Source organism: Streptomyces sp. KM273126, assembly GCF_004337435.2.
GTDB classification, from domain to species: Bacteria; Actinomycetota; Actinomycetes; order Streptomycetales; family Streptomycetaceae; genus Streptomyces; species Streptomyces acidicola.
The window spans coordinates 2,218,989-2,242,089 of sequence record NZ_SJXB02000001.1 but is presented as its reverse complement, the minus strand read 5'-3'; the positions used below and the strand labels follow the sequence as shown (position 1 = coordinate 2,242,089).

Here is a 23,101-nt window from a genome sequence, read left to right as displayed (position 1 = left end):
GACGAGCGGCACATGGCCGAAAGCCACGCGTCGGGCCGGAGAATCCGTGCAGGAGTGTCACACAGCCTGCACACACACTTTCGAATGCCTCGTTAGTGTGGTTTGCCGCTCGATACCACGTGCGACCGTGACCAGGCCACAACCCGGCTGGGTCGTCGGCCTGTCAACCCGGGAAGACCACTGATGGACTACTGCTCCTCGTGTCGTCGACACCTCAATAGCGCCCTGGTGTGCCCCGGGTGCGGTGCCTACGCCCCGGACATCGCTCCGGTCACCGGCGGCGGTCGTACCGTGTCCGCCCTGCCCGCCGCGGCGTCGGCGGACGACGCGGCGACCACGGTGCCGTCGTGGGAGCGCGCGGAATCGGACACGTGGCACGACAGCCGTCCGCACGATGGCCGTCCGCACGACAGCCGTCTGCACGGCGGAGCAGCGCTCGGGGCGGGCCTGGACGGGGCCCCGGCGACCGACCCGTCCGGCGGCTTTGAGGGCGACTTCGAAAGCGTCGGCGAAGGCGCGCCTCTCGCACCGCAGGGGCGGGCGGCGCGGCGGCGCGAGCGGGCCGCCTGGAAGAAGAACAAGCGCCGCGCCGTGGTCGCGACCACCGTCGCCCTCATCGGAGGCGGCCTGACCCTCTCGACGATGGAGCGGAACTCGGGCGACCGGGCGCAGGCGGCCACCGCGCCGGAACTCCCGCGCACGGACTTCGGCTCGGAGGAGCCGACGGCGGAGCGCACCGACCCGAAGTCGCAGGGCAGCGAAAAGCGCCGTTCCTCGCCCACCCCCTCGCAGACGCCGGCGACCAACGCCCCGCACGAGCAGTCCGCCGCCGCCCCGCCCTACGTCGCCCCGCAGAAGGTCCAGTCGAACACCGTCACCGCGCCTCGCACGACGCTCCCGCTGGTCCCGAAGCCGAAGCCCAGCTCTCCGTCCTCCGGCGGATCCGGCTCCGGCCAGAGCAGCCAGAGCCAGAGCGGTACGGGTACGGAGGCGCAGACGCCCACGCCCACTCCCTCCGACAACGCGGACTCCGGCTCGAACTCGGGCTCGGGGTCGAACTCCGGCTCTGGCGCGAACTCGGGCACCACACCGGCGAGCCCCGCGCCGGAGGCGACGTCACCGCCGAAGCTCTGCCTGCTCGTGATCTGCCTGGGCGGCTGACGGGCTGCTGACCGGGCTACTGACTGACAAGACACTGACGAGGGACAAGGGCCTGCCGACTGACCAGGCCCTTGTCCCTTGTCCTTTGTCCCTCGTCCTTTGTCCCTCGTCCTTTGGCCCTCGTCCTTTGCCCCTTGTCACATGTCCTGTCAGATGTCCCTTGTCAAAGAGCGCGGTTCAGGAGGTCCAGCAGGGCCGTCCAGTGGCGTTCGGTGGCCTCGGCGTCATGCATGGCGGTGTCGGCCTGGGTGAAGCCGTGGTGGGCGCCGGCGTAGACCTCGGTGCGATGGCGGACACCCGCAGCGGTGAGGGCCTTGTCGAGCCGGTCGATCTGCTCGGCGGGGTTGGTCGCGTCCTGGTCGGCGTGGCCGAAGTAGAGCTCGGCAGTGACGCGGTCGGCGAGCAGGTGGGGGCTGTCCGGTGCGTCGGTCGCGAGGTACGCCCCGTGGAAGCCTGCCGCCGCGGCGACCCGGTCCGGGTGGGTACCGGCGGTTCGCAGGGCCAGTCCGGCGCCCATGCAGTAACCCGTGACGCCCGCCGGGCCGTCGGTCGTCAGCGGTGAGGCAGCCAGCCAGTCGAGGTAGGCGGCGGCGTCCCGCATGGCCGCCTCGGGGGTGAGCGTCACCATGAACGGGCGGATGTTCTGGATGATCTCCGGGCGCTCGGCCGGGTTGATGAACTCGGGCAACTCCACCAGGGGCGCCCGGCCGTGGCGGTACATGACGTTGGGCACCAGGACGGTGTAACCGGCGGCGGCGAGACGGTCCGCCATCTTCTTCAGGTGCGGGCGCAGACCGAAGGCGTCCATGTACATCAGGACGGCGGGGTGCTGGGCGTGGCCGTCGGGAACGGCCAGGTAGGCGTCGGCGGTTCCGTCCGGGGTCGGAACGTCGACGGTCGATCCGTGCACGGCTGCGCTCATGGGGGTGGGGTCCCTCTTTCTCGTAACACCGGGGTGGCAAGGGTGGGCGGTCGGGGGTCGGGGGTCGGTGGTCAGCGGGGCGCTCAGTCGCCGGAGAGGGCCGCGCGGGAGCCGCCCGCCGGGCCTCGGACGGCCGTCGCGGCCAGTTCCTCGACCCGCGCGGCGGGGACGGGGACGCCCGGGGTCTCGAAGAACCAGCGCCGCCCCTCCTCCTCGCTCATCCCCTCGGGCCGCCGCGCCATGTACGGCGTGACGTACACGGGTGTGCCGGGTTCGCTGCGCCAGCTGTCGGCGAGGGTGCCGATGTCCACCGCGTCGTAGCCGAGGAGGTCGAGGAGCCGGGCCGCGTCCACCTTGGCGGCCGGGTCGTCGCCCGCGACGGGCAGGGCGCTGCGGTCGGGGGCGCCGGCGGGCCGGGCGGAGGTGGACAGGCGGCGGAAGTCGATGTTGTTGAACGCCTTCACCACGCGGGCCCCGGCCAGGTGCCGCTGGACCAGGGCGCTGGAGGTCAGCTCGCCCGCGTCCAGTTCAGCGACGCGGCCGTCGCGCTCCGGGTAGTAGTTCATCGTGTCGATCACGGTCCGGCCCGCCAGTGCGGCGGCGGGCAACTGGTCGTAGGCGTGCAGGGGAACGGTGGCCACGACCAGGTCACCGTCCCGTGCGGCCTCGGCGGGCGTGGCCGCGCGGGCGTGCGCGCCGAGTTCGGCGACGAGGTCGGCGAGGGTCTCCGGGCCGCGGGAGTTGCTCAGTACGACGTCCAGGCCCGCGCCGACGGCGAGCCGGGCCAGCGCGCCACCGATCATGCCGCTGCCGATGAGTCCGAGGGTCCTGATCACTGGGGCGCATCTCCGTTCGGCCGACGTTCCGGACCAGCACCCGACGAAGGTGCGATCCAGGTCCAGATCCAGGTCCAGACCAGATCCAGATCCAGAAGTGAAACTGAGTGTCACACTAGTAACCGAGTATCAACTGTGCAATCCGGGATCGGCGAGAAGGCTACGATCGCAGAGTGACCGGAAGAGAACGCACGAACACGAGAGACATCGCCCGGGCCGCCGTGCGGGCCCAACTGGCGCAGGTGGCCTTCGAGTTGTTCTGTCGCGAGGGCTTCGACAAGGTCACGCTCGACGACCTGGCCGCGGCCGCCGGGGTCTCGCGCAGCACCTTCCTGCGCTACTTCGGCACCAAGGAGGAAGCCGTCCTGGGCGCCTTCGACGGTCACGACCGGCGGGTCGCCGACGCCCTGCGCGCACGTCCCGCCGCCGAGGACGAGTGGACGGCCCTGCGGCACGCCCTGGACACCGTCATCGAGCGCTACCACCAGGACCCGGCCGCCGCCCTCGCGACGACCCGGCTCGTCCGGGAGACACCCGCCCTGTGCGCCCGGCACCTGGAGAAACAGCACCGCTGGCGTCCCGCCCTGGCCGAGGCCCTCGCGGAACGCGCCGGCTCCACCGAGGCCCCGACACTCGGCCAGTCGGTCCGGGCCGCCGCGGCCCTGGACTGCCTGTACGTCGCCCTCGACCACTGGCTGGCCTCCGAGGGCCGCCTGAACCTGGTCGGCCTCCTCGACGATGCGTTCGCCGCACTCGCCCCCCGGTGAACGCTGCTCAGCCCAGCTGCTTCAGCCCCGTCGCCCGCCCCTCCTCGTCCCACCGGACCTCCAGGATCCGCTCAACGGCGTCGCGGTTGACGGGACCGAACACATGGGGGAACCGGACGCCCTCGGAGACCCCGGGCGGCGGGACGGGCACCGGCTCCTCCCACTCCACCGTGGCGGCCAGCCGGTCCTCGTCGAGGAGCAGCGCCAGCAGCGGCCTCGGCGCTGTCCGGTAGAAGGCGTTGACGACGGCCAGCGTGGTCGCCTCGTCGGGCGAGCAGTGGACGAACCCGTCCTCCACGAGGGAAGCGGGCGCGTACGGACGGCCGGGGTCGGCGTTCCAGTCTCCGAGCGGTATGACGTGATAGATCATGACGCGGTTATACGTCGCCCCGGCGAGCTGTTCCACTCGGGCGTGGACGTCCGCGAAGGGGGCGGCCAGGCGCCGGACCGCGCACCGACCGCCCCGCCGCGCCCCTTCCCTTCCGCGCCCGCGGCTGCGGCTGCGGCTGCGGCTGCGGCTACCGCTCAGCGTCGGGCGACCCAGTTCCCGGGAGAGAGGTCCACGCCGGGCAGCCCCTCAGGAAGCAGCCGACGGGCTTCGCCGTCCGCCGTCCGGGACTCCGGCCCGGACTCCGACGCGGGCTCGGTGGCCGGGCAGAGCGCACGGCCGATGTGCTCGTTGAGGGCGTCGTCGATCGGACTCGGCTCCAGCCCGGTGCCGTCCTCGTTGAAGCGCTGGTACTTCATGAGGTTCCAGCCCAGGGCGAGTTGGCGCTCGCCATCGGGGCTGGACAGCGCGATCGTGCCGGCGCCGAAGACCGCTCCGTCATGTCCCCAGAAGCGGCCGCAACCGGGCAGGTCGAGGGCATAGATCCCCAGGCCGTAGTCGATACCGCCCGCGGGGACCGTGGTCAGCATCTCGCCGAGGGCCGCCCGGCCGATCAGCCCGCCGCCCAGCAGGGTGCGGTAGAAACGGTTCAGGTCGTCGGTGGTCGACACGATCGCGCCAGCCGTGCTCGCCCAGGACTGGTCGTAGACGCTGTAGTCGCGGGGCGGGTCGATCAGGCCGTAGAACGACTCGTACATCCTGGCGTGCGGGCCCTTGATGTACGGGGTGCGCGGGTACGTGGTGTCGCGCAGCCCGGCGCGGTCGATGACGTTGCGGGTGATGTACGTCCCGGCGTCCTGGCCTGTGACCTTCTCCAGGATCAGCCCGGCGATCACGTAGTTGGTGTTGGAGTACGACCACCGCTCGCCGGGCCGTCCCGTGGAGGGCGCCTCCAGGCCGAGGCGCACGAGTTCGCCCGGCGCGATGGAGCGGAAGCGATTCTCGTCGAGGCTCGCCGTGGAGTTCTGGGCGAGGGAGGGGAAGGCGCCGAGAATGTAGTCGCCGATCCCGCTGGTGTGGTTGAGGAGCATCCGTACGGTGACGTCCTGGCCCAACTGCCCCGGGACCAGGTCCGGGACGTACTCGCCGATCGGCGCGTCGAGCCGGACCTTGCCGCGCTCCACCTGCTGGAGCAGGGCCACGGCGGTGAACGTCTTGCTGATGCTGCCCACACGGTGCCGCATGTCGGGGGTGACCGGACGCCCTGTGTCCACGTCGGCGAGTCCGGCCGCGCCGGTCCACCGGTCACGGTCCTCGCGGACGGACGAGTAGACGCCGTACATGCCCGCCTCGTGTACGGCGCGCAGCGTACTGCGCAGGGCGGCGCGGTCCAGCGACTCGTCCGTGGACGGGGCGGTTCTGGTTTCGGCGGAGGCGGAAGCGGAAGCGGAAGCAGCGGCCGCCGGTAACGCGCTGGTCAGCAGGAGCGTGGTCCCCAAGACGGTTCCGATGAGCCGGGTCATGCGAGTGATGCGCAAAGCCGATCCCTTCCCTGGTTGCGGACATACCAGGGGTAATTGTCATGGGCGACCCATACGCCTTACATCCTTCCCACGGATGATCAGGGCTTCGTTCGGCGTACCGACATCTCGTCAACTCCCCTCACCCGCCGCGCGGTTGACACGTTCGTCGGCCTCTCTTCCCCGGCGGCACGCATGTGACGGCTACTCAGGCAGGCTTCTGAGACGCCCCCTCGTCGAAGCTGGCGAAATACGCGGCGGCCATGTCCTCCTCCCCGTGCCCCTGCTCGGCGGCACGGGCCAGGCGCTCGGCGCTCGCGGCGGCCACGTCGAGGCGTACGCCGCTCTGCTCCCCCGCGGCGACGATCAGCCGGGCGTCCTTGGCGGCGGTGGTCACGGCGAAGGATGCGGGTGAAAGCTGACCTCCCAGGATCAGCGCGGCCTTGGCCCGCAGATACCCCATGTCCAGCGGGCCACCGGCGATGGCGTCGAAGAAGCCCTGCGGGTCCACGCCGAGGGCCTGGGCCAGGGCCAGGACCTCGCCGGTCGCGCTGGTGGCCGCGAGCACCCAGCTGTTGGCCACCAGTTTCAGCCGGGTGGCGCTGCCCGCCGCGCCGTCCTCGCCGGTCCACACCGTACGGGCGCCGACCGCGTCGAAGACCGGCGTCACCACGTCCCGGCCCTCCACGGGCCCGGCCGCGAGCACGGTCAGCCGTCCGGCCTCCGCGGGCTGCTTGGTCCCGAGGACCGGCGCGTCGTAGAAGACCAGCCGGTGCTCGCGGGCGAACCCGGCCAGCTCGCCGATCGCCTCGATGCCCGCAGTCGTGGACTGCACCCAGACGGCACCCGGCCGCAGGGCCCCGCCCGCCTGCTCCATCACATCCAGAGCGGCCGGACCGTCGTACAGCATGGTCAGGACGACATCGGCGCCCTGCACCGCCTCGGCCGGCGTGTCCGCGACGTACACGCCCTCGGCGGCCAGCGGCTCGGCCTTGTCGCGACTACGGTTCCACGCACGCACACCCAGTCCGGCGCGGGCGAGGTTGCGGGCCATCGGGGCACCCATGATGCCGGTGCCCAGGACTGTCACGGTGAGTTTGTCGCTCATGACGTACTTCCTGCTCCTTGCTTCCTGATCTGTGCTTCCTGAGCTTCCTGATCCGTGAAGTGAGATGGGTCCTGCCGCTCAGGGCATACGCCCGGTCCCGTACAACTCCCGCATCCCCACCACGAGCCCACGCCCGCCCTGCGCCGCCTCCCTCAACTCGGGCGCGGGCTCGTTTCGCACGTAGAGCGTGAGAACAGCCTCGTCCGCGTCCCACCCCTGCGCACACAGCAGATCCCTGATGTGCTCAAGGCACCTCAGGTCGGCTGCTGTTCGCGGCTTGTTGGTCGCCTTGGCCTCGCCGAGGAGGGTGATACGGGCGCTCTTGTCCCGCGCACGGGACGTGCGGCCAAGGGCGACGACATCGACCTCGTGCCCCCTGTGTTCGCGGCAGGCCACGGTCGTCGTGCCCACCTGTCCGATGTCGTCCAGGCCCTGCTCACGCCCGTACCGAAGGGTCCACTGGCGGGCGAGATCCTCGAAATGCGGGCCTAGGACCTTGGAGGAGAAGGTCTCCCTCGACCGCTCCCATGCGGCCCGCCCCTCCCTCATCTCGAAGTCGACGAGGTTCGGACGCACGATCAGGTCATGGAAGCGGACGATGGGGTCGGCCACGGTGATCAGGGGCTTGCGCTGGAGCAGCAGATCCTGTTCGTACCGGATGAAGGCCGCCGCCTTCATGATGTTGAGGTGGTACGTCAGCGACTTCGCGTCCATGCCGACAAGCCCACCGATCTGCGTGGGCGTCGCGGCGCCGGACGACACCGCCTCCCAGATGGCGTGGTACGTGGCGCGATCACTGATGCGCGGGTCCTCGGCCAGCAGGTACTCGGGTTCGGTGAACAGGATGTGGGACGGGTTGAACACGCTGCGCGCGAGCCACGCATAGAACCCCTCGGCTCCAGGCTCCGGCGGATCCCCCACCACATCCCGGTACCCCGCCGCTCCCCCGAGCACGGCGTCCACGAGGAAGGCCGTCTCCGGGTCGCTGACCCTCCAGTACTCCGCCGCGTCCCGGAACCCGAAGGGCCCGATCCGCATGTCGATCACGGCCCTCCCGCGCAGCGCCTGGTCACCGGCGAGCAGGGTCGACATGGTCGAGATCGCGGAACCGCAGAGGATGATCCGCAGGGCCGGCTTCCCTGAGGACGGGCCACGTTGGTCGTAGAGCGCCTGCAGGACGGAGGGCAGTTCCGGGGAGTGCGTGACCAGGTACGGGAACTCGTCGAGGACGAGGAGTGGGGGTGCGGTGCGGTCGCTGCGGCTGGTGAGCACGTCGGCGGCTGTGTCAAGGGCCTCGACCCATGAGGTGAACCGCCCGATTCGGAAGCCGATCGCTTGGGCCAGACTGTCGGAGAACCGGTCGAGGGCCATGGCCCGGCTCTGCTGGAGGGCGAGGGTGTAGACGCCGTCGACAGCCCGGCACAGGTGCTCCAGCAGAAAGGACTTGCCGTGCCGCCTCCGCCCCCGAACGACGCCGATGCGCAGGCCCGGCGCCCGGTCCGTACAGAAACGGGTCAGTTCGTCCCACTCATGGGTACGGCCGAAGACAGCGGCGGGTTTAGGGATGGACATGGACTGGGCCTCCTGACCGACCGACGCCACGCCTAGCCGGATTCCACTTAGCCTAAACCTGACACGTCTAACCGCGCGAGCGTAATCACGCCGCTACCCTATGCCACTCGGATGCGCCTCCCGCGAGTGGGCGTCGGCCGGGGACGGCGCGGGTGGCGGTGTGCCCACGGCCGGGGGGTCGTCGTGCGGGGTGGTCCGGGCAAGAGCCGTGGCCGCTGTTGTCAGACCTGCCTGGCATCCTCCGGGTATGGAGATGACGCTGCAGCTGGTGATCGACTGTGCTGACCCGCAGAGGCTGGCGAGCTTCTGGGCCGAGGCTCTGGGGTACGTTCCAGAGCCTCCGCCGGGCGGGCACTCCACGTGGCGGGAGTATTGGGCGGCCATGGGGGTGCCCGAGGAGGAGTTGCCCGCCGGTGCCGGGGAGGCGCCGGAGTCGGTCATCGATCCTGCGGGACAGGGGCCGCGGGTGTGGTTCCAGCAGGTCCCCGAGCCGAAGGTCACCAAGAACCGGGTGCACCTCGACTTGAAGGTGGGCGGAGGGCGTGAGGTCCCGTTGGCGGTCCGCGCTCAGCGGGTCACCGCCAAGGTGGAACGGCTCACCACGGCCGGTGCCACCGTGCTGCGGATCATGGATGAGCCGGACATGGAGCACTACGCCGTCGTTCTGCAGGACCCCGAGGGCAACGAATTCTGCGTCGTTTAGAACCCCGATAGAACCCCGAGGCTGCGCACGCGTGGTGGCGGCCCGGATAGTCGCCTGCTGTGGAGGGTGAGGAGGAGCGTGGACATCCGGCAGTTGGAATACTTTCTGGCGGTCGTCGACAAGGGCGGGTTCACCCGGGCCGCCTCGGCGCTGTACGTGTCGCAGCCGTCGCTGTCGCAGGCCGTGCGGGCGCTGGAGCGTGATCTGGGCACGGAGCTGTTCCACCGGATCGGGCGTCGGGCGGTGCTGACGGAGGCGGGCCGGGCGTTGATCGACCCGGCCCGTGAGGCCGTGCGAAGTCTGGAGACCGCCCGGGCGAGCGTGGCGGCGGTGCACGAACTGCGCGAGGGACGGCTGGATGTTGCGGCGATGCCGTCCCAGGCGGTTGAGCCCCTGACGACGCTGATCCGGTCCTTCGCCGAGCGGTATCCCGGCGTGGCGGTGTCGGTCAAGGCGGCCTTCACCGCACGCGACGTCATCGACGCGGTGCGGACCGGAGCCGTGGAGCTGGGCCTGCTGGCTTCCACCGGCGCCGTGCCGGACAAGGAGGTCCGCTCGCATGTGCTGGGCGAGCAACGATTCGTGCTGGTGGTTCCGCCCGGATCCTTCACCGGTCGGCAGGCCGTGCGGTGCGAGGAGCTGGCGGGTCAGCGGCTGATCGTGGGGCAGCCCGGGACCGGGATGCGGGCATACGTCGACTCCCTGCGCGAACAGGGCATCGACTTCACCGTGGCAGCCGAGACCGAGCACCGCGTTGCTCTGCTGCCTCTGGTGCTGGCCGGGGTCGGGCTTGCGGTGGTGACGGAGTCCTGGCGGGAGATCGCCCGGCAGACGGGGGCCGGCGTCCTGGACATCGAACCCACGACCGCGCTGCAGATCTCGCTCGTCAGCCGCCGTGGCGTCCTGTCCCCGGCCGCCGCGGCGTTCTGGGCAACGGCCGTGGGCGCCGGCCGCTGACAGACAGGCAGCGGTTATACAGATAGGCAGCGGTTATAAGGCAGATCCGGATTGCGTCTTGGACGCCTTACCAGGCGCCTTGCTGCAATCGACGGCATGACGACGAACCACCGCATCGCTCTCATCCCCGGTGACGGCATCGGCGCCGAGGTGCTGCCCCCCGCACAGCAGGTCCTCGATGTCCTGGGCCGCCGCCACGGCTTCACCCTGTCCTACACGTCCTACGACGACTGGTCGTGCGAGCGGTATCTGCGCGAGGGAGCGATGATGCCCGCCGACGGCATCGACCAGCTCCGCGACAAGGACGCGATCCTGCTGGGCGCGGTGGGCTACCCGGGAGTCCCCGACCATGTCTCGCTGTGGGGCCTGCTCATCCCGATCCGGCGCAGCTTCCGCCAGTACGTCAACCTCCGGCCCATCCGCGTCTTCGAAGGCATCGACAGCCCCGTGCACGGCGCGCGGCCGGGCGAGGTCGACTTCGTCGTCGTGCGGGAGAACGTGGAGGGCGAGTACAGCGAGGTCGGCGGCCGGCTCAACAGCGGCTTCCCGGACGAGATCGCTGTACAGGAGGCCGTGTTCACGAGGGCCGGTGTGACGCGCGTGCTGGACTACGCCTTCAAGCTCGCCTCGGAGCGTGACGGCCGGCTGACTTCCGCGACGAAGTCGAACGGCATCGTGCACACCATGCCCTTCTGGGACCAGCTCGTCGCCGAGCGCGGCACCTCGTTCCCGCAGGTCGAGTGGGACCAGGAGCACATCGACGCACTCGCGGCCAAGTTCGTCCTCGAACCGGCCCGCTTCGACGTGGTCGTCGCCTCCAACCTCTTCGGCGACATCCTCAGCGACCTCGCGGCCGCGGTCGCCGGGTCCATCGGCATCGCCCCGGCCGCCAACCTCAACCCCGAGCGCGAGTTCCCCTCCATGTTCGAGCCGGTCCACGGCTCCGCCCCCGACATCGCCGGGCAGGGCATCGCCAACCCGCTGGGCGCGATCTGGTCGGCGGCCATGATGCTCGACCACCTCGGCCACCCCGCCGCCGCCAAGGACATCACCGAAGCCATCGCCTCCGTTCTGGCCAAGACCGACATCCGCACCCGCGACCTGGGCGGCACCGCCACAACCGCCGAGTTCACCGACAAGCTGATCGAGCTCCTCTGAGCCTGAGCCCTCTCCCCTCAGTGGGCGACGTGGACGACGCCGCCCACAGCTCACCCCAGGCGCTCCCGCGCCTACCCCTCGTTCCTCTCCTTCCTCTCCTTCCTCTCTTTCCCGAGCCGCGCTCCCCCACCGGTCCTCCCCTCTGCGAGGACCGTTCCGCGTCCCGGTTGCGCCCCGTTCCTCAACGAGGAGAAACGCCATGGCAGCACCCGCGTCCCCGCCACCCGCGTCCCCAGCCGCCCCCGCCCAGGCCGAAACCGCCAGGCGGCCCTGGTACAAGCAGCTCTACTTCTGGGTCCTGACCGCCATCGTCACCGGCATTCTCACCGGCTGGCTGTGGCCCTCGGTCGGCACCGCGATGGAACCGGTCGGCACGACCTTCGTCGCCGCCATCAAAATGCTCATCACCCCGATCGTGTTCCTGACCATCGTGGGAGGCATCGGCAGCGTCGACAGCCTCGGCCGCGTCGGCCGCGTGGGGCTGAAATCCCTGCTCTACTTCCAGGCGGGCACGCTCGCCGCCCTGCTCGTGGGCCTGATCGCCGTCAACGTCTTCCAGCCCGGTGCCGGTGTGCACGCACAGCCCGGAGACCTCCACCTCGCGGGCGACGCCGGACAGTACGTGAAGGACGGGCAGAACCAGGACTGGTGGCACTTCCTGACCGACCTCGTGCCCACCAGCGCCGTCGGTGCCTTCGCGGAGGGCAACGTCCTCCAGGTCATCTTCTTCTCGGTGCTCTTCGGCATCGCGCTGAAGGCGGTTGGGCCACTCGGCGAACCTCTCGTCGACGGCGTCCACCGCCTCACCGCCGTCGTCTTCAAGATCCTGCACTACGTCATGCTGGCCGCCCCCGTCGGTGCGTTCGGCGCCATGGCCTTCACCATCGGCAAGTACGGCATCTCCACCCTCACCAGCCTCGGTCAGCTGATCGGGCTCTTCTACGGCACGTCGGCGTTCTTCGTGATCGTCATCCTCGGCGCCGTCACCGCGGCCCTCAAGGTCAACATCTTCCGGCTGCTGCGCTACCTGCGGGAGGAGTTCGTCCTCGTCCTGGGCACCTCCTCCTCCGAAAGCGCCCTGCCCCGGCTGATGATGAAGCTCGAAGGACTCGGCATCCGTCGCGACATCGTCGGACTGACCGTCCCCACCGGCTACTCCTTCAACCTTGACGGCAGCTCCATCTATCTCTCCCTGGCCGCCGTCTACATCGCCCAGGCCACCGACACACCCCTGAGCATCGGCCAGCAACTCGGCCTGCTCGCCGTCATGATCCTGACCTCGAAGGGTTCCGGCGGCGTCACCGGCGCCGGCTTCATCGCCCTCGCCGCCACACTCACCACCGTCGGCACCGTCCCGGCCGCCGGCATCATGCTCATCTTCGGCATCGACAAGTTCATGTCCGAGTGCCGCGCCCTGACCAACCTCGCCGGCAACAGCGTGGCCACCCTCGTCGTCGCCCGCTGGGAAAACGCCCTCGACACCGCTCACGTCAACACGGTCCTGCACACCCGCACACCACTGCCTCAATCCCAGCAGGGCCAGACAGCCGGCCTCCCGCCTCAGCTGCCGACGAAAGCCTGACCAGCCCCCTGCACGTCCCGGGCCCTTCATCGCGCCAGGCCCGGGCAAGGCGTACGCCAGACGCGTACGCCAACTCGGTGCCCGGCCTTCCGAGGCCGGGCACCGAGCCTTGGCAGGCAGTAGGCGACGCGTAGGAGGAATGAACAATTGGCAGCTTTGGGCCGGCCGACCACCCCACGAAGCCCAATTCCACGGGACACGCGAGCCCGACCCGTGGCCCAAAACGGCCAATCGCCGCCCGCCCGCCCCCTCGGCGGGGTGCCGTACCTCGACGTTCCCTCTCGGAGCCGGTTCCCTTTCCTCAGGGGCCTGTGACGAAAAAGCTCACTTAAAGCGCTTTAAGCACTGCTACCATCAACCCGGTTTCACGAGCGTGTCACGGTGCCGCGCAAGCAGAGCACGGCAGCAAGAGTCCAGCAGGAGGGAGCGGTAGGACCCGTGTCCGAGAAGGCAGTCCGCCCCCGCCTGGAAGACGTCGCCGCCCGCGTGGGCCTGTCCACCGCATCCGTCTCGCTGGTGCTGCGCGGCGTGCCCGGCCCCAGCGAGCGCACTCGGCAGCGCGTGCTGAAGGCGGCCGCGGAGCTCGGCTACCAGCCCGACCGCAACGCCAGCATGCTGGCCCGCCGGCGGAGCCGTCTGCTCGGCGTGATGGTCGACATCCACAGCCCGTTCCACGCCGAGCTGGTCGAGCACCTCCACACGGCCGCCGAGCAGGTCGGCTACGACCTCGTCCTGAGCACCCAGACCCGTACGCGCGACGAGGCCACCGCCGTGGAGACCCTCCTCGCCTTCCGCAGCGAGGCGCTGATCCTGCTCGGCCCGGTCGCCCCGGCCGCCACGCTCGTGGCCCTCCACCAGAAGGCGCCGGTCGTCTCGGTGGGCCGCCGCATCCCCGACGCCGAGCTGGACGTCGTACGCACGGCGGACGACGACGGGGTCGGCCAGATCGTCGACCACCTGACCGGGCTCGGCCACCGGTCGATCGCGTACATCGACGGCGGCAAGGGCGTCATCGCCACCGACCGGCGCCGCGGCTACCGCGAGGCCATGCGCCGCCACGGCCTGGACGACCACATCCGCGTCCTGCACGGCGACCACACGGAAGAGGCGGGCGAACGGGCCACCCGCCAGCTCCTGAGCGGCACCCGACTGCCCACCGCCGTCGTCGCGTTCAACGACCAGTGCGCCATCGGCGTCCTCACCGCCCTCGGCCGGGCGGGAGTCCCCGTCCCCGGCGCGGTGTCCGTCGCCGGATACGACGACGACGCGCTCTCCCGCCTCAGTTGCTTCAACCTGACAACGGTCAGCCAGAGCGCCGAGGAACAGGCCCACCACGCGGTCACGGCAGCACTGGAACGCCTCGACGAGGGCCGCACGGAACCCCGAGAGATCATCCTCCCGCCCCGGCTGGTGGTACGCGGCACGACGGCGCCGGTCGCCTGATCCGTAGGGCACAGCCGGATCACCGCGGCGAGAGATCGAGAGATCGAGAGATAGGGAGAGAGGGGGAGAGGGGAGAGGGGGAGAGGGGGAGAGATGAGGCCGGACAAGGCACCTCACCGCCGCGGCCTGTGTGACGGATGCCTCACCGCGCCCCTGGCGGAAAGGGTCGCTCCGCCCCCTGACCAGAGCCGATCGTGGGCGCCATGAGCGATCACCGCAGTGACATGGTTTTGGGTGAGGAAGCCGGTGACGTCCGCCGTTTCTGGGGCCGACTCGGTCTTCCCGGGCTGATCGACGTCCACACCCACTTCATGCCCGAGCGTGTCCTGCACAAGGTCTGGGACTACTTCGACGCCAACGGGCCGCTGATCGGTGGGCTGGAGTGGCCGATCACGTACCGGGAGGAGGAGGCGGAGAGAACTGCTCTGCTGCGGGAGTTCGGCGTCCGGGCCTTCACCGCGATGCTCTACCCCCACAAGCCCGGCATGGCCGAGTGGCTGAACGGATGGGCGGCCGACTTCGCCCGCCGTACCCCCGATTGCCTGCACACCGCCACCCTCTACCCCGAGCCGGGCGTCGAGACATACGTCCGCGGGGCCGTCGAAGCAGGCGCGCGTGTGTTCAAGGCTCATGTACAGGTGGGGGCGTACGATCCGGCCGACGAACGTCTCCAGCAGGCGTGGGGGGTGCTGGCAGAGGCCCGGATCCCCGTGGTGATGCACTGCGGCTCCGGGCCCGCGCCCGGCAAGTACACAGGCCCCGAGTCCATCGCGCGGGTGCTGGCGCGGCACCCGAAGCTGCGGCTGATCGTCGCGCACATGGGCATGCCCGAGTACGAGGAGTTCCTCGACCTCGCCGAGCGGTACGACCAGGTGCGGCTGGACACGACGATGGCGTTCACCGACTTCACCGAGGGATTCATGCCGTTCCCGCGTCAGGCCCTGCCCCGGCTCGCGGCACTCGGCGACCGCATCCTGCTCGGCTCCGACTTCCCCAACATCCCCTACCCCTACCTGCACCAGCTCCACGCCCTCGAACGGCTGGGTTTCGGACAGGAGTGGCTGCGGGCCGTGTGCCACGACAACGCGACATGCCTGTTCGGCCTGTAACACCATCAAGCCGATCCACCAAGCCGGCCCACCAACTGCTGGTGCCGCAGCCGTGCGGGCGGACTTGCCGTGCCATGAATCCACCAGGGCCGGATGCCGTGGGCAGTCGCGGTGGCCATCACACAGTGGGTACCGCCATACTTCTGGGCGGCACGGCGCTCCGGCTGCTCCACGGTTTCCACCCCGGACTTCCCCACCCCGAGCGACGGCCGTCCGAGGGGTTTCCCGACCACGGGCCTCTTCACCACGGCTTGCGCGCCGCGCACCGCCCACAGGGCACCCACCGCAGCGCGCCCATCAGGCTATCTTGCTTAAGTCAATCAACTGACTTAGATTTACCTTGTCGCGCACACCCAGAACACCCAGCACACCCCGAATCGCCCCTACGGAGGCCCGGCCATGTCCCATGCCCTTGCCCGACCCGCCCCCGACGTGGGGCCCGCCGCACCGCGGGCCAACCTCGTCGTGGTGGCGCTGGCCTTCGGCGGCATCGTGGTCTCGCTCATGCAGACCCTCGTCATCCCGATCGTCCCGGAACTGCCCCAGCTGCTGAACGCCCCGGCCTCCGACACCGCCTGGGCCGTCACCGCCACCCTGCTCGCGGCCGCCGTCGCCACCCCGGTCATGGGACGGCTGGGGGACATGTACGGCAAGCGCCGCATGCTCCTGGTCAGCCTGGTGATGCTGATCGCCGGTTCGGTCACGGCCGCGCTCAGCGACTCCCTGACCCCGATGATCGTCGGCCGGGTGCTGCAGGGTCTGGCGTCCGGCGTCATCCCGCTCGGCATCAGCATCATGCGCGACGAACTGCCCGCCGAACGGCTCGGTTCCGCCACCGCCCTGATGAGCGCCTCCCTCGGCGTCGGCGGCGCCCTCGGCCTGCCCGCCGCCGCCCTGATAGCCGACAACTACGACTGGCACGTCCTGTTCTGGACCTCGGCCGGCCTCGGCGCCCTCGCCCTCGTCCTCATCCCGGCCTTCGTGCCGGAGTCCAAGGTCCGCACCGGCGGCCGCTTCGACCTGCTCGGCGCCCTCGGCATGGCGGCCGGTCTGATCTGCCTGCTGCTGGGCATCTCCAAGGGCGCCGACTGGGGCTGGACCAGCGGCACCACCCTCGGTCTGTTCGGTGCCGCGGTCGTCATCATGCTGCTCTGGGGCCTGTTCGAACTGCGCACCTCGCAGCCGCTGGTGGACCTGCGCACCACCGCCCGCAGCCAGGTCCTCTTCACCAACCTCGCCTCGATCGCCGTCGGCTTCGCGATGTTCGCGATGTCCCTGGTGCTTCCTCAGCTCCTGCAGTTGCCTGAGGCGACCGGCTACGGCCTGGGCAGGTCGATGCTCGTGGCCGGCCTGGTCATGGCGCCCTCCGGTCTGGTGATGATGGCCCTCGCGCCGGTCTCCGCCGCCGTCACCAAGGCCAAGGGCCCGAAGGTGACCCTGCTGATCGGCTCCCTGATCGTGGCCGCCGGCTACTGCCTGAACATCGTCCTGATGTCGGAGGTCTGGCACTTCGTCCTGGTCTCCTGCGTCATCGGCGCCGGTATCGGCTTCACCTACGGCTCGATGCCCGCGCTCATCATGGGCGCCGTGCCCGCGTCCGAGACGGCCGCCGCCAACAGCCTCAACACCCTGATGCGGTCCATCGGTACGTCGACGGCCAGCGCCATCGCCGGTGTGATCCTCGCCCAGATGACCACCGACTTCGGCGGCCACGCCCTGCCCTCCGAGAACGGCTTCAAGGTGGTCCTCGCGGTCGGCGCCGGTGCCGCGCTCCTCGCCTTCGCCATCGCCCTGTTCATCCCGCGCCAGCACCCGGCCGCCGAGCCGGCGCAGACGGCCGCCGAGCCCGCGGCCCCGGACACCACCGTGCCGCCCGCGGCTGAGAAGTCGCCGGCCCACGTCGCGGCGCCCGCCCACGACGACGCGCCGGACGCATCCCTCGGCCTCGCGGGCGGCGGCATCCCGGTGAACGGGCACGTCCTCGGCGCCGAGAAGACACCCGTGGGCGCGGCCGCGGTGACGCTGATCTCGCTCGAAGGACGGCAGCTGAGCCGCTCGGTCACGCGGGACGACGGTTCGTACGGTGTGGCCGCGCCCGGCGCGGGGCCGTACGTCCTCATCGCCTCCGCGGACGGCTACCAGCCCCAGGCCTCGAACATCGTCGTGGGCGACGCGGCTCTCACGTACGACGTCCTGCTGAGCGGCACGAGCAGGCTGGCGGGCGTGGTCCGGTCCGCGGACAGCGGGGCCCCGGTCTCCGGTGCCGTGGTCATCGTGACGGACGTACGAGGTGACGTACTCGCCACCGGAGGGACCGACACCCTGGGCGAGTTCACCCTCACCGACCTCGTACCGGGAACCGTCACCCTCGCGGTCAACTCGCCCAAGCACCGCCCGCTGGCCCAGCCGGTGGAGATCGGCAGCGGCACGACGCGGATGGAGGTGGAGCTCCACCCGGGTGTGCACGTGCGCGGCACGGTCCGCGGCGGCACCGGAGCCCCGCTGGGCGACGCCCGGGTGACGCTCGTGGACGCGGCGGGCAACGTGGTCGCCTCGGCGACGACCGGCCTCGACGGCGCGTACGCCTTCTCCGACCTCGACAGCGGCGCGTACACGGTCATCGCGACGGGCTACCCGCCCCAGGCGGCCGGGGTCACGCTCTCCGGCACCGATGTGGAGGACCACGACATAGAGCTGGTCCACGGCGAGGGCTAGGGCCCGCGTCAAAAGCGGCGCCTGACGCCATCCAGAACCCCGGTCCGCGGGCGGCACCTTGAGCGGAGGGCACCGCCCGCGGGCCGGCCGGGGGAAGGGCTCCGGCCACGGCAGGAGCGGCAGGGGACGGCCGTGTCCCCGTCGCCGGAGACCCGACAAGCGGCGCCGGGGAAGTGCGGGCGCGTTCCCGCGTCGTTCGGTGCGTGCTCTCGGCGTGCCGGACGAAGGTCCTCGATGGAGGCGCCCCCGGTCGAACGGAGTTGAGACTGAGGGAGGAGCTACTTGGGCCTTTGGCCGGTGCGGCGAGTGGGGGCACCTCCCACGCCCTTAAGGCAGTGGGGGAGCGTGCCGGGCGGCGCGGGGACGTGGCTGAACTTCCCCGGGGTCGCCTAGGGTGCGATGCACCCCTGGCCTCCCCCTCCGGGGGTGCATCGCACCGCGTGACCGTACGGACCCCCCCCCGCAGCACCCGGACGTACGGCACGCACCGAACAGAAAAGAGAAGCGCCATGGCCCTCAGCGCACGCGTCCGCACCCGGGACGGCTGGGCCGTATCTCACGCAGTGGTCACCGTGACCGACATGTCCGGCATACAGGTCCTGCGCGCCGAGGCCGACGCCGAGGGCAGGGTGAAGGACACCACGCCTCTCGAACCGGGCCCCTACACCGCGATCGTCACCGCCCTCGGATACGCCCCCACCGCGTCGACGGCGCTGGTCACCGCGAGCGGCCGGGCGGAGCTCGGTCAGGTCGTCCTCGCCCGGCAGGGCGGCGTGGAACTGCCCCCGCCCGGCCCCTGGACCATCGACCCGGCGCACTCCTCGGTCGTGGCCGTCGCCCAGCACCTGGGACTGTCCAGCGTCCAGGGCCGTTTCACCGAGTTCAGCGGGCGCTTCGAGGTGGCGCGGGACACCGTGCGCTCCCGGGTGGAAGCGGTGATCCAGGCGGCGTCCATAGACACCGGCAACAGCATGCGCGACGACCACCTCCGCTCCCCCGACTTCCTCGACACCGAGCAGTACCCCACCATCACGTACCGCTCGACCGGCCTCACCCCCGCCGGCGGCGACCGCTGGACCGTCCACGGCCGGCTCGGCCTCCACGGCGTCGTCCGCCCCGTCGACCTCGACCTCAACTACCTCGGCACGGGCCCCGATCTCTGGGGCGGCATCCGCGCGGCGTTCCGCGCCAGCACGGAACTCCGCCGCGAGGACTTCGCCATGCGCTACAACCAGCTCCTCCAGGCGGGCATCGCGGCGATCGGAGCGACCCTGCGGGTGGAGCTGAACATCCAGGCGGTGCAGGGGGAGGAACTGCCGCAGGCGTAGGCCGTGGACCCATGGGAGGGTGACCGTGGCCAGACCGGGCGGCCGGGCGGCCGGGTCAGTCGCGCAGGTGGGCGAGCACGGACCGCATCGCGTGGGCCACGGCGCGGCGGGGCTGATCGGTGTGGTCGATCGACTCGAAGCCGTGGTGCGCGTCCGGCACGTCGATCACCTCGACGCCGGCCCCGCACTCCTTGGCCGCGGCCAGGAAGTCCTCGACCGTGGCGGCGATCTCCGCGTTCTCCAGGCCCACCCGGGTCAGCACGACCGGCAGCCGTCCCGCGCCGCTCACCGCTTCGGCCGGGCGGAAGCGGGGATCCACGGCTCCCCAGGAGGGCAGCGGCGCGAGGATGGGATACGTCGCCGCCGCGCACCGCAGCCATGACGGGGGCTCGGCGAGCCAGGGGGCGAGCAGCAGCCCGGCGCCGGAGAAGAACCACAGCGCGATGCGCTCCGGGTCGACGCGGGGGTCGGCCCTGACCAGTTCGACGGCTTCGGTGATGTCCTCGGCGGCACGCTCGTAGTCGTCGAGGCCGTGCAGCCGGTGGTCCAGGGTCACGCCGACCACGCCGAGGCTCGCGGCGTACCGGCCGTAGCCGACGAAGGAGGGCCAGTCGCGCGGTGTGGGCCGGAGGTCGGCCGGGACGGGGCCGCCGTGGACGAACACCACCGCCGGGCGGGGCCTCTCGGATGCCCCGGCCGGCTCGGAGTCCCGGGCCGGCTCGTCGAGTTCGTCGGGGACGTCGGGAACGTCGGGGATGTAGAGGTCGATCCGTCCCACCCGCTCGCGGGGCCGCTCCGGTACGTCCAGCACGAACGGCCGGAGGTATGGAGGCACCGCCCCGCTCGGGGTGATCCGGTGTCCCTCCCCCTCCGCGGCCCCGAGCAGCACCTCGGCCAGTTCCTCGGGGCGGGAGAGCATCGGCCAGTGTCCGGTGGCGAGTTCGAAGAAGCTCGTCTCGGGCCTCGCGAGGTGCTGGAACTGCGGCAGCCCGCCCGCGACCAGGTCCTCGATCAGGGCGATGTTCAGGCCGTTCCCGCTGCACAGGACGCCGGTGGCGGGCAGTGCGGTGACCGCGCCCGAGAGCCTGAGCGGCCGGGTGAGCGTGCCCGACGGCTGCGGTGCCGCAAGGCGGGTCAGCGTGGCCAGCGCCTCGTCCGTCAGCCCGGCGGTGCTGCCCCAGCGCTGCCACTGGTCGGACGAGGGCGCGGGGATCCGCCAGCCGCCGCCATCCGCAGGTTGCCCGGATTTCCGGGGTTGCGTGGACTCCCCGGGTTGCCTGGACTCCCCGGGTTGCCCGGGTCGGCCGTCGCGGAGCTGTCGGCGGACCTCTTCGTCCGGCACCAGCTGCGCCGCCGTGTCTCCGTCCCGGGGCATGCCCGTGTCCAGGTGCACGATCCGGGTGATCCGCTCCGGGCGGCGGTCGGCGGCGCCCAGCACCGGGTGGATGCCGTAGTCGTGGCCGACGATCACCACCTCCGGGGCGTCGACGCCGTCGATCACCCGCATCACGTCCTCGATGTGCGTCTCCAGGTCCGTGCCGGGGACCGCCTCGTCGCGGCGGTCCCCCATGCCGGTGAGGGTCACCGGGTGCACCTCGGCACCCGACTCCCGCAGCCGCTCGGCCACCGCCTGCCAGATCCAGCCGCCGGTGAAGCAGCCCGGCACCAGTACGAACGCCGTCATGATCTCCTCCTTCAGCTCCTCCTTGGAGTGCTCGCCGGTACGGTAGGAACTCCCCCTGAGGGAGGTTCAAGCCGTGTGGCCGGACGACATGTTGAGCATCGGGGAACTCGCCGAGCGGGCGGGGGTCACCGTGAAGACCGTTCGCTTCTACTCCGATCGCGGCCTGCTGCCCGAGGCCGCCCGCAGTGCCGGGGGCCACCGCCGGTACGGCCCCGAGGCGCTCGACCGGCTCCGCCTGATCCGCTCGCTGCGGACCCTCGACCTGCCGGTCGGCGACATCGACCGGGTCCTCGACCGGGAGGACATGTGGGAGGACGTCATCGCCGGGCACTTGAAGGAGCTCGGCTCCCAACTGGCCGCCCTGCGCTGGCGCCAGGCCGCGCTGCACCTGCTGGGCGAGGGCACCGCGGAGGAGCGCGCCGACCGGTTGCGGCTGATCGGTGCGCTCCTCGACGGTGCCCTCCCGCCGGACACGGCCGCGCCGGCCCGCTTCTGGCGGCGCGTGCTGCCCGTACGGCTTCCGGCCCGGCAGGTCTCGTGGATCCTCGACGCCGCCGTACCGCAGCCTCCGGCTGATCCGACCCCGGCCCAGGTACTGGCCTTCGCCCGGCTGCACGCTCTCGTCACGATGCCGTGCCCTCCGGGCCACGACTGGCGGCCCCCGCCTCCCGAGCGCGATCCGGAGTACCGTCCGGCCGTGCTCTACGACGGCCTCGGCGAAGCGTACGAACTGGTCGCGCCGGCCCTGCGTGCCGGGCGGGCACCCCACGAGGGCGAGGCACTCGACTGCTTCGTCTCCGCCTACGCCCACGCCCACGGCGCCCGGGACACCCCCGGCTTCCGCCGCGGCCTGAGGCTGAGACTCGACCGGTCCGCCCACCCCGTGATGGACCGCTACTGGCAACTCGCCGCCGAACTGGCCACCCCGCACACCCCCACCCTCGGCGCCGCCGACGACTGGCTCCGCGCTGCCCTGACCACCTCGGTGTAGGGGCTGCGGAGTGGCCCGCACGCCGCAGCCCCCACCACCAGCGGCCTCAACTCAGCAGCCTCAACTCAGCAGCCTCGGCTCAGCGGCCTCGGCTCAGAGACCGTAGCGAGGCTTCATGTGGCGCCAGAAGTCGCGGAACATCCACTTGTCGAAGTCGGTGATCTGGGCGGCGGAGCCCGCCTTCATGAGGAAGCAGCACTGACCGGTGGGGCTCCAGTCGTAGAAGTCGTCCAGACCGAACGTATGGCCCACCTCGTGCAGGTAGATGTGGATGTTCTCCTGGCCCAGGGCACCGGTGAAGTACTCCTGGCCCATGCGCTGGCCCCAGTCGCCGCCGGCGCCGCCCTGGAAGCCCTTGGTCAGCCAGAGGGACTGGTCGTAGTGGCGCGCGACGCCGCCGGGGCAGCGGGAGTAGTTGCCGTCCTGGTGGAAGAAGCGGCCGCAGTCCGGGAGGCACTGCGGGGAGCCGCCGCCGTCGAGGATGCCCGTGTAGATGTCGACGGAGTTGTCGGTCCACTGGAGCGTCGAGCGGTTCTTCACCGCCCAGCCGACGATGTTGACGGGGACGTTGGTGTACGGCCAGGCGTTGTGCCCGGTGCCGTTGTCCACCATCGCCGACATCCATTTCCCGAACTGCTTCTTCAGCGCGGCGTGGATGCTGTCGCGCAGGGCCGTGCTGACGGGGGCGTCGGATTCCCAGCGGACGCAGTAGTTGATGCTGCCCCGGTTGGCCATGACCTGGTCCCAGCCGTAGTTGCGGAAGCCGTTGAGGTCGGGGTACGTCGACTCGACGTGCCGCCACACCTCGTCCAGCGGCTGGACCAGGTTCGCGGGCGGGTTCCATACGTCCGCGGCCTGCGCGCGGGGCTCTGCGGCCTCCGCGCCGGGCGACATCGTGCCGCCCAGCATGACGAGTGCGGCGAAGACCGATAAGACCGTGAAGAGGCGTGCGAGGTGCTTGCGCATGGCGAACTCCTCGTGTGGGGGAAGGTTTCACCCTCAGGTCGCCGCCGCCACGGAAAAGGTTGCTCCCCTGGGCAGTCGGGTGCCCACCGTCATCTCCCCCATCTCCCCTCCCTCTCCCCTCCCTCTCCCCTCCCTCTCCCCTCACAGCCGCTCTGATGAAGCTTTGATGTGGCTCGGATGAACCTGTGACCCCCATCCTGTTGTCTGAACATAAAAGCCTGCGCCGGGTGGCGGCGCTGCCCCCTGGTCCA

The 23,101-nt window shown here is 70.9% G+C and carries 19 protein-coding genes; 11 read left to right on the top strand and 8 right to left on the bottom strand.

What is annotated here, in order from left to right; translation table 11 throughout:
• Positions 1-228 precede the first annotated feature (228 nt).
• Positions 229-1,161, top strand: coding sequence for a hypothetical protein (locus E0500_RS09690; RefSeq protein ID WP_181586929.1), 933 nt, complete (start codon positions 229-231; stop codon positions 1,159-1,161).
• Positions 1,162-1,324: 163 nt separating this feature from the next.
• Here E0500_RS09690 and E0500_RS09685 read toward each other — a convergent pair whose 3' ends face one another.
• Positions 1,325-2,083, bottom strand: a complete 759-nt coding sequence (locus E0500_RS09685) for a dienelactone hydrolase family protein (protein WP_131569115.1) — start codon at positions 2,081-2,083, stop codon at positions 1,325-1,327.
• Between the two features lie 83 nt (positions 2,084-2,166).
• Complete coding sequence (locus tag E0500_RS09680; RefSeq protein ID WP_131569117.1) at positions 2,167-2,919, bottom strand: NADPH-dependent F420 reductase; 753 nt, start codon at positions 2,917-2,919, stop codon at positions 2,167-2,169.
• Positions 2,920-3,092: 173 nt separating this feature from the next.
• Here E0500_RS09680 and E0500_RS09675 point away from each other — a divergent pair, with 173 nt between their 5' ends.
• Positions 3,093-3,686 (top strand): TetR family transcriptional regulator, encoded by a 594-nt coding sequence (locus E0500_RS09675; protein WP_131569119.1) that lies wholly within the window; start codon positions 3,093-3,095, stop codon positions 3,684-3,686.
• Positions 3,687-3,693: 7 nt separating this feature from the next.
• Here E0500_RS09675 and E0500_RS09670 read toward each other — a convergent pair whose 3' ends face one another.
• The 4 genes from E0500_RS09670 to E0500_RS09655 form a co-directional block, all read right to left on the bottom strand.
• On the bottom strand, positions 3,694-4,056 hold the full coding sequence (locus E0500_RS09670) for a DUF952 domain-containing protein (protein WP_131569121.1): 363 nt from the start codon (positions 4,054-4,056) through the stop codon (positions 3,694-3,696).
• Positions 4,057-4,211: 155 nt separating this feature from the next.
• Positions 4,212-5,537 carry a serine hydrolase gene (locus E0500_RS09665; RefSeq protein WP_131569123.1) on the bottom strand — a complete coding sequence of 442 codons (1,326 nt, stop codon included), beginning with the start codon at positions 5,535-5,537 and terminating at the stop codon, positions 4,212-4,214.
• 205 nt (positions 5,538-5,742) lie between these two features.
• Positions 5,743-6,642 (bottom strand): NAD(P)-dependent oxidoreductase, encoded by a 900-nt coding sequence (locus E0500_RS09660; protein ID WP_131569125.1) that lies wholly within the window; start codon positions 6,640-6,642, stop codon positions 5,743-5,745.
• A 78-nt stretch (positions 6,643-6,720) separates the two neighbouring features.
• On the bottom strand, positions 6,721-8,214 hold the full coding sequence (locus E0500_RS09655; protein ID WP_131569127.1) for an ATPase: 1,494 nt from the start codon (positions 8,212-8,214) through the stop codon (positions 6,721-6,723).
• Between the two features lie 247 nt (positions 8,215-8,461).
• Here E0500_RS09655 and E0500_RS09650 point away from each other — a divergent pair, with 247 nt between their 5' ends.
• The 8 genes from E0500_RS09650 (at position 8,462) to E0500_RS09615 (ending at position 19,209) form a co-directional block, all read left to right on the top strand.
• A complete protein-coding gene (locus E0500_RS09650) occupies positions 8,462-8,917 on the top strand; it encodes a VOC family protein (protein ID WP_131569129.1) in 456 nt (151 codons plus the stop codon).
• A gap of 78 nt (positions 8,918-8,995) precedes the next feature.
• Positions 8,996-9,874: a LysR family transcriptional regulator gene (locus E0500_RS09645; protein ID WP_131569130.1), complete on the top strand. Its 879-nt coding sequence runs from the start codon at positions 8,996-8,998 to the stop codon at positions 9,872-9,874.
• Positions 9,875-9,970: 96 nt separating this feature from the next.
• A complete protein-coding gene (locus E0500_RS09640; protein ID WP_131569132.1) occupies positions 9,971-11,032 on the top strand; it encodes a tartrate dehydrogenase in 1,062 nt (353 codons plus the stop codon).
• A 199-nt stretch (positions 11,033-11,231) separates the two neighbouring features.
• Positions 11,232-12,614 (top strand): C4-dicarboxylate transporter DctA, encoded by a 1,383-nt coding sequence (gene dctA / locus E0500_RS09635; protein WP_258572700.1) that lies wholly within the window; start codon positions 11,232-11,234, stop codon positions 12,612-12,614.
• Positions 12,615-13,052: 438 nt separating this feature from the next.
• On the top strand, positions 13,053-14,057 hold the full coding sequence (locus E0500_RS09630; RefSeq protein ID WP_131570444.1) for a LacI family DNA-binding transcriptional regulator: 1,005 nt from the start codon (positions 13,053-13,055) through the stop codon (positions 14,055-14,057).
• Positions 14,058-14,260: 203 nt separating this feature from the next.
• A complete protein-coding gene (locus tag E0500_RS09625; RefSeq protein ID WP_131570442.1) occupies positions 14,261-15,166 on the top strand; it encodes an amidohydrolase family protein in 906 nt (301 codons plus the stop codon).
• Positions 15,167-15,565: 399 nt separating this feature from the next.
• Positions 15,566-17,881: an MFS transporter gene (locus tag E0500_RS09620; RefSeq protein ID WP_131570440.1), complete on the top strand. Its 2,316-nt coding sequence runs from the start codon at positions 15,566-15,568 to the stop codon at positions 17,879-17,881.
• Between the two features lie 509 nt (positions 17,882-18,390).
• Positions 18,391-19,209, top strand: coding sequence for a YceI family protein (locus E0500_RS09615; protein WP_131570438.1), 819 nt, complete (start codon positions 18,391-18,393; stop codon positions 19,207-19,209).
• A 55-nt stretch (positions 19,210-19,264) separates the two neighbouring features.
• Here E0500_RS09615 and E0500_RS09610 read toward each other — a convergent pair whose 3' ends face one another.
• Positions 19,265-20,893 (bottom strand): alpha/beta fold hydrolase, encoded by a 1,629-nt coding sequence (locus E0500_RS09610; RefSeq protein ID WP_131570436.1) that lies wholly within the window; start codon positions 20,891-20,893, stop codon positions 19,265-19,267.
• Positions 20,894-20,981: 88 nt separating this feature from the next.
• Between E0500_RS09610 and E0500_RS09605 the strand changes: the two genes are divergently transcribed.
• Positions 20,982-21,884 (top strand): MerR family transcriptional regulator, encoded by a 903-nt coding sequence (locus E0500_RS09605; RefSeq protein ID WP_131570447.1) that lies wholly within the window; start codon positions 20,982-20,984, stop codon positions 21,882-21,884.
• Positions 21,885-21,977: 93 nt separating this feature from the next.
• Here the strand turns inward: E0500_RS09605 and E0500_RS09600 are convergent, their stop codons facing one another.
• Positions 21,978-22,850, bottom strand: a complete 873-nt coding sequence (locus tag E0500_RS09600; RefSeq protein WP_181586928.1) for a hypothetical protein — start codon at positions 22,848-22,850, stop codon at positions 21,978-21,980.
• Between the last annotated feature and the right edge of the window lie 251 nt (positions 22,851-23,101).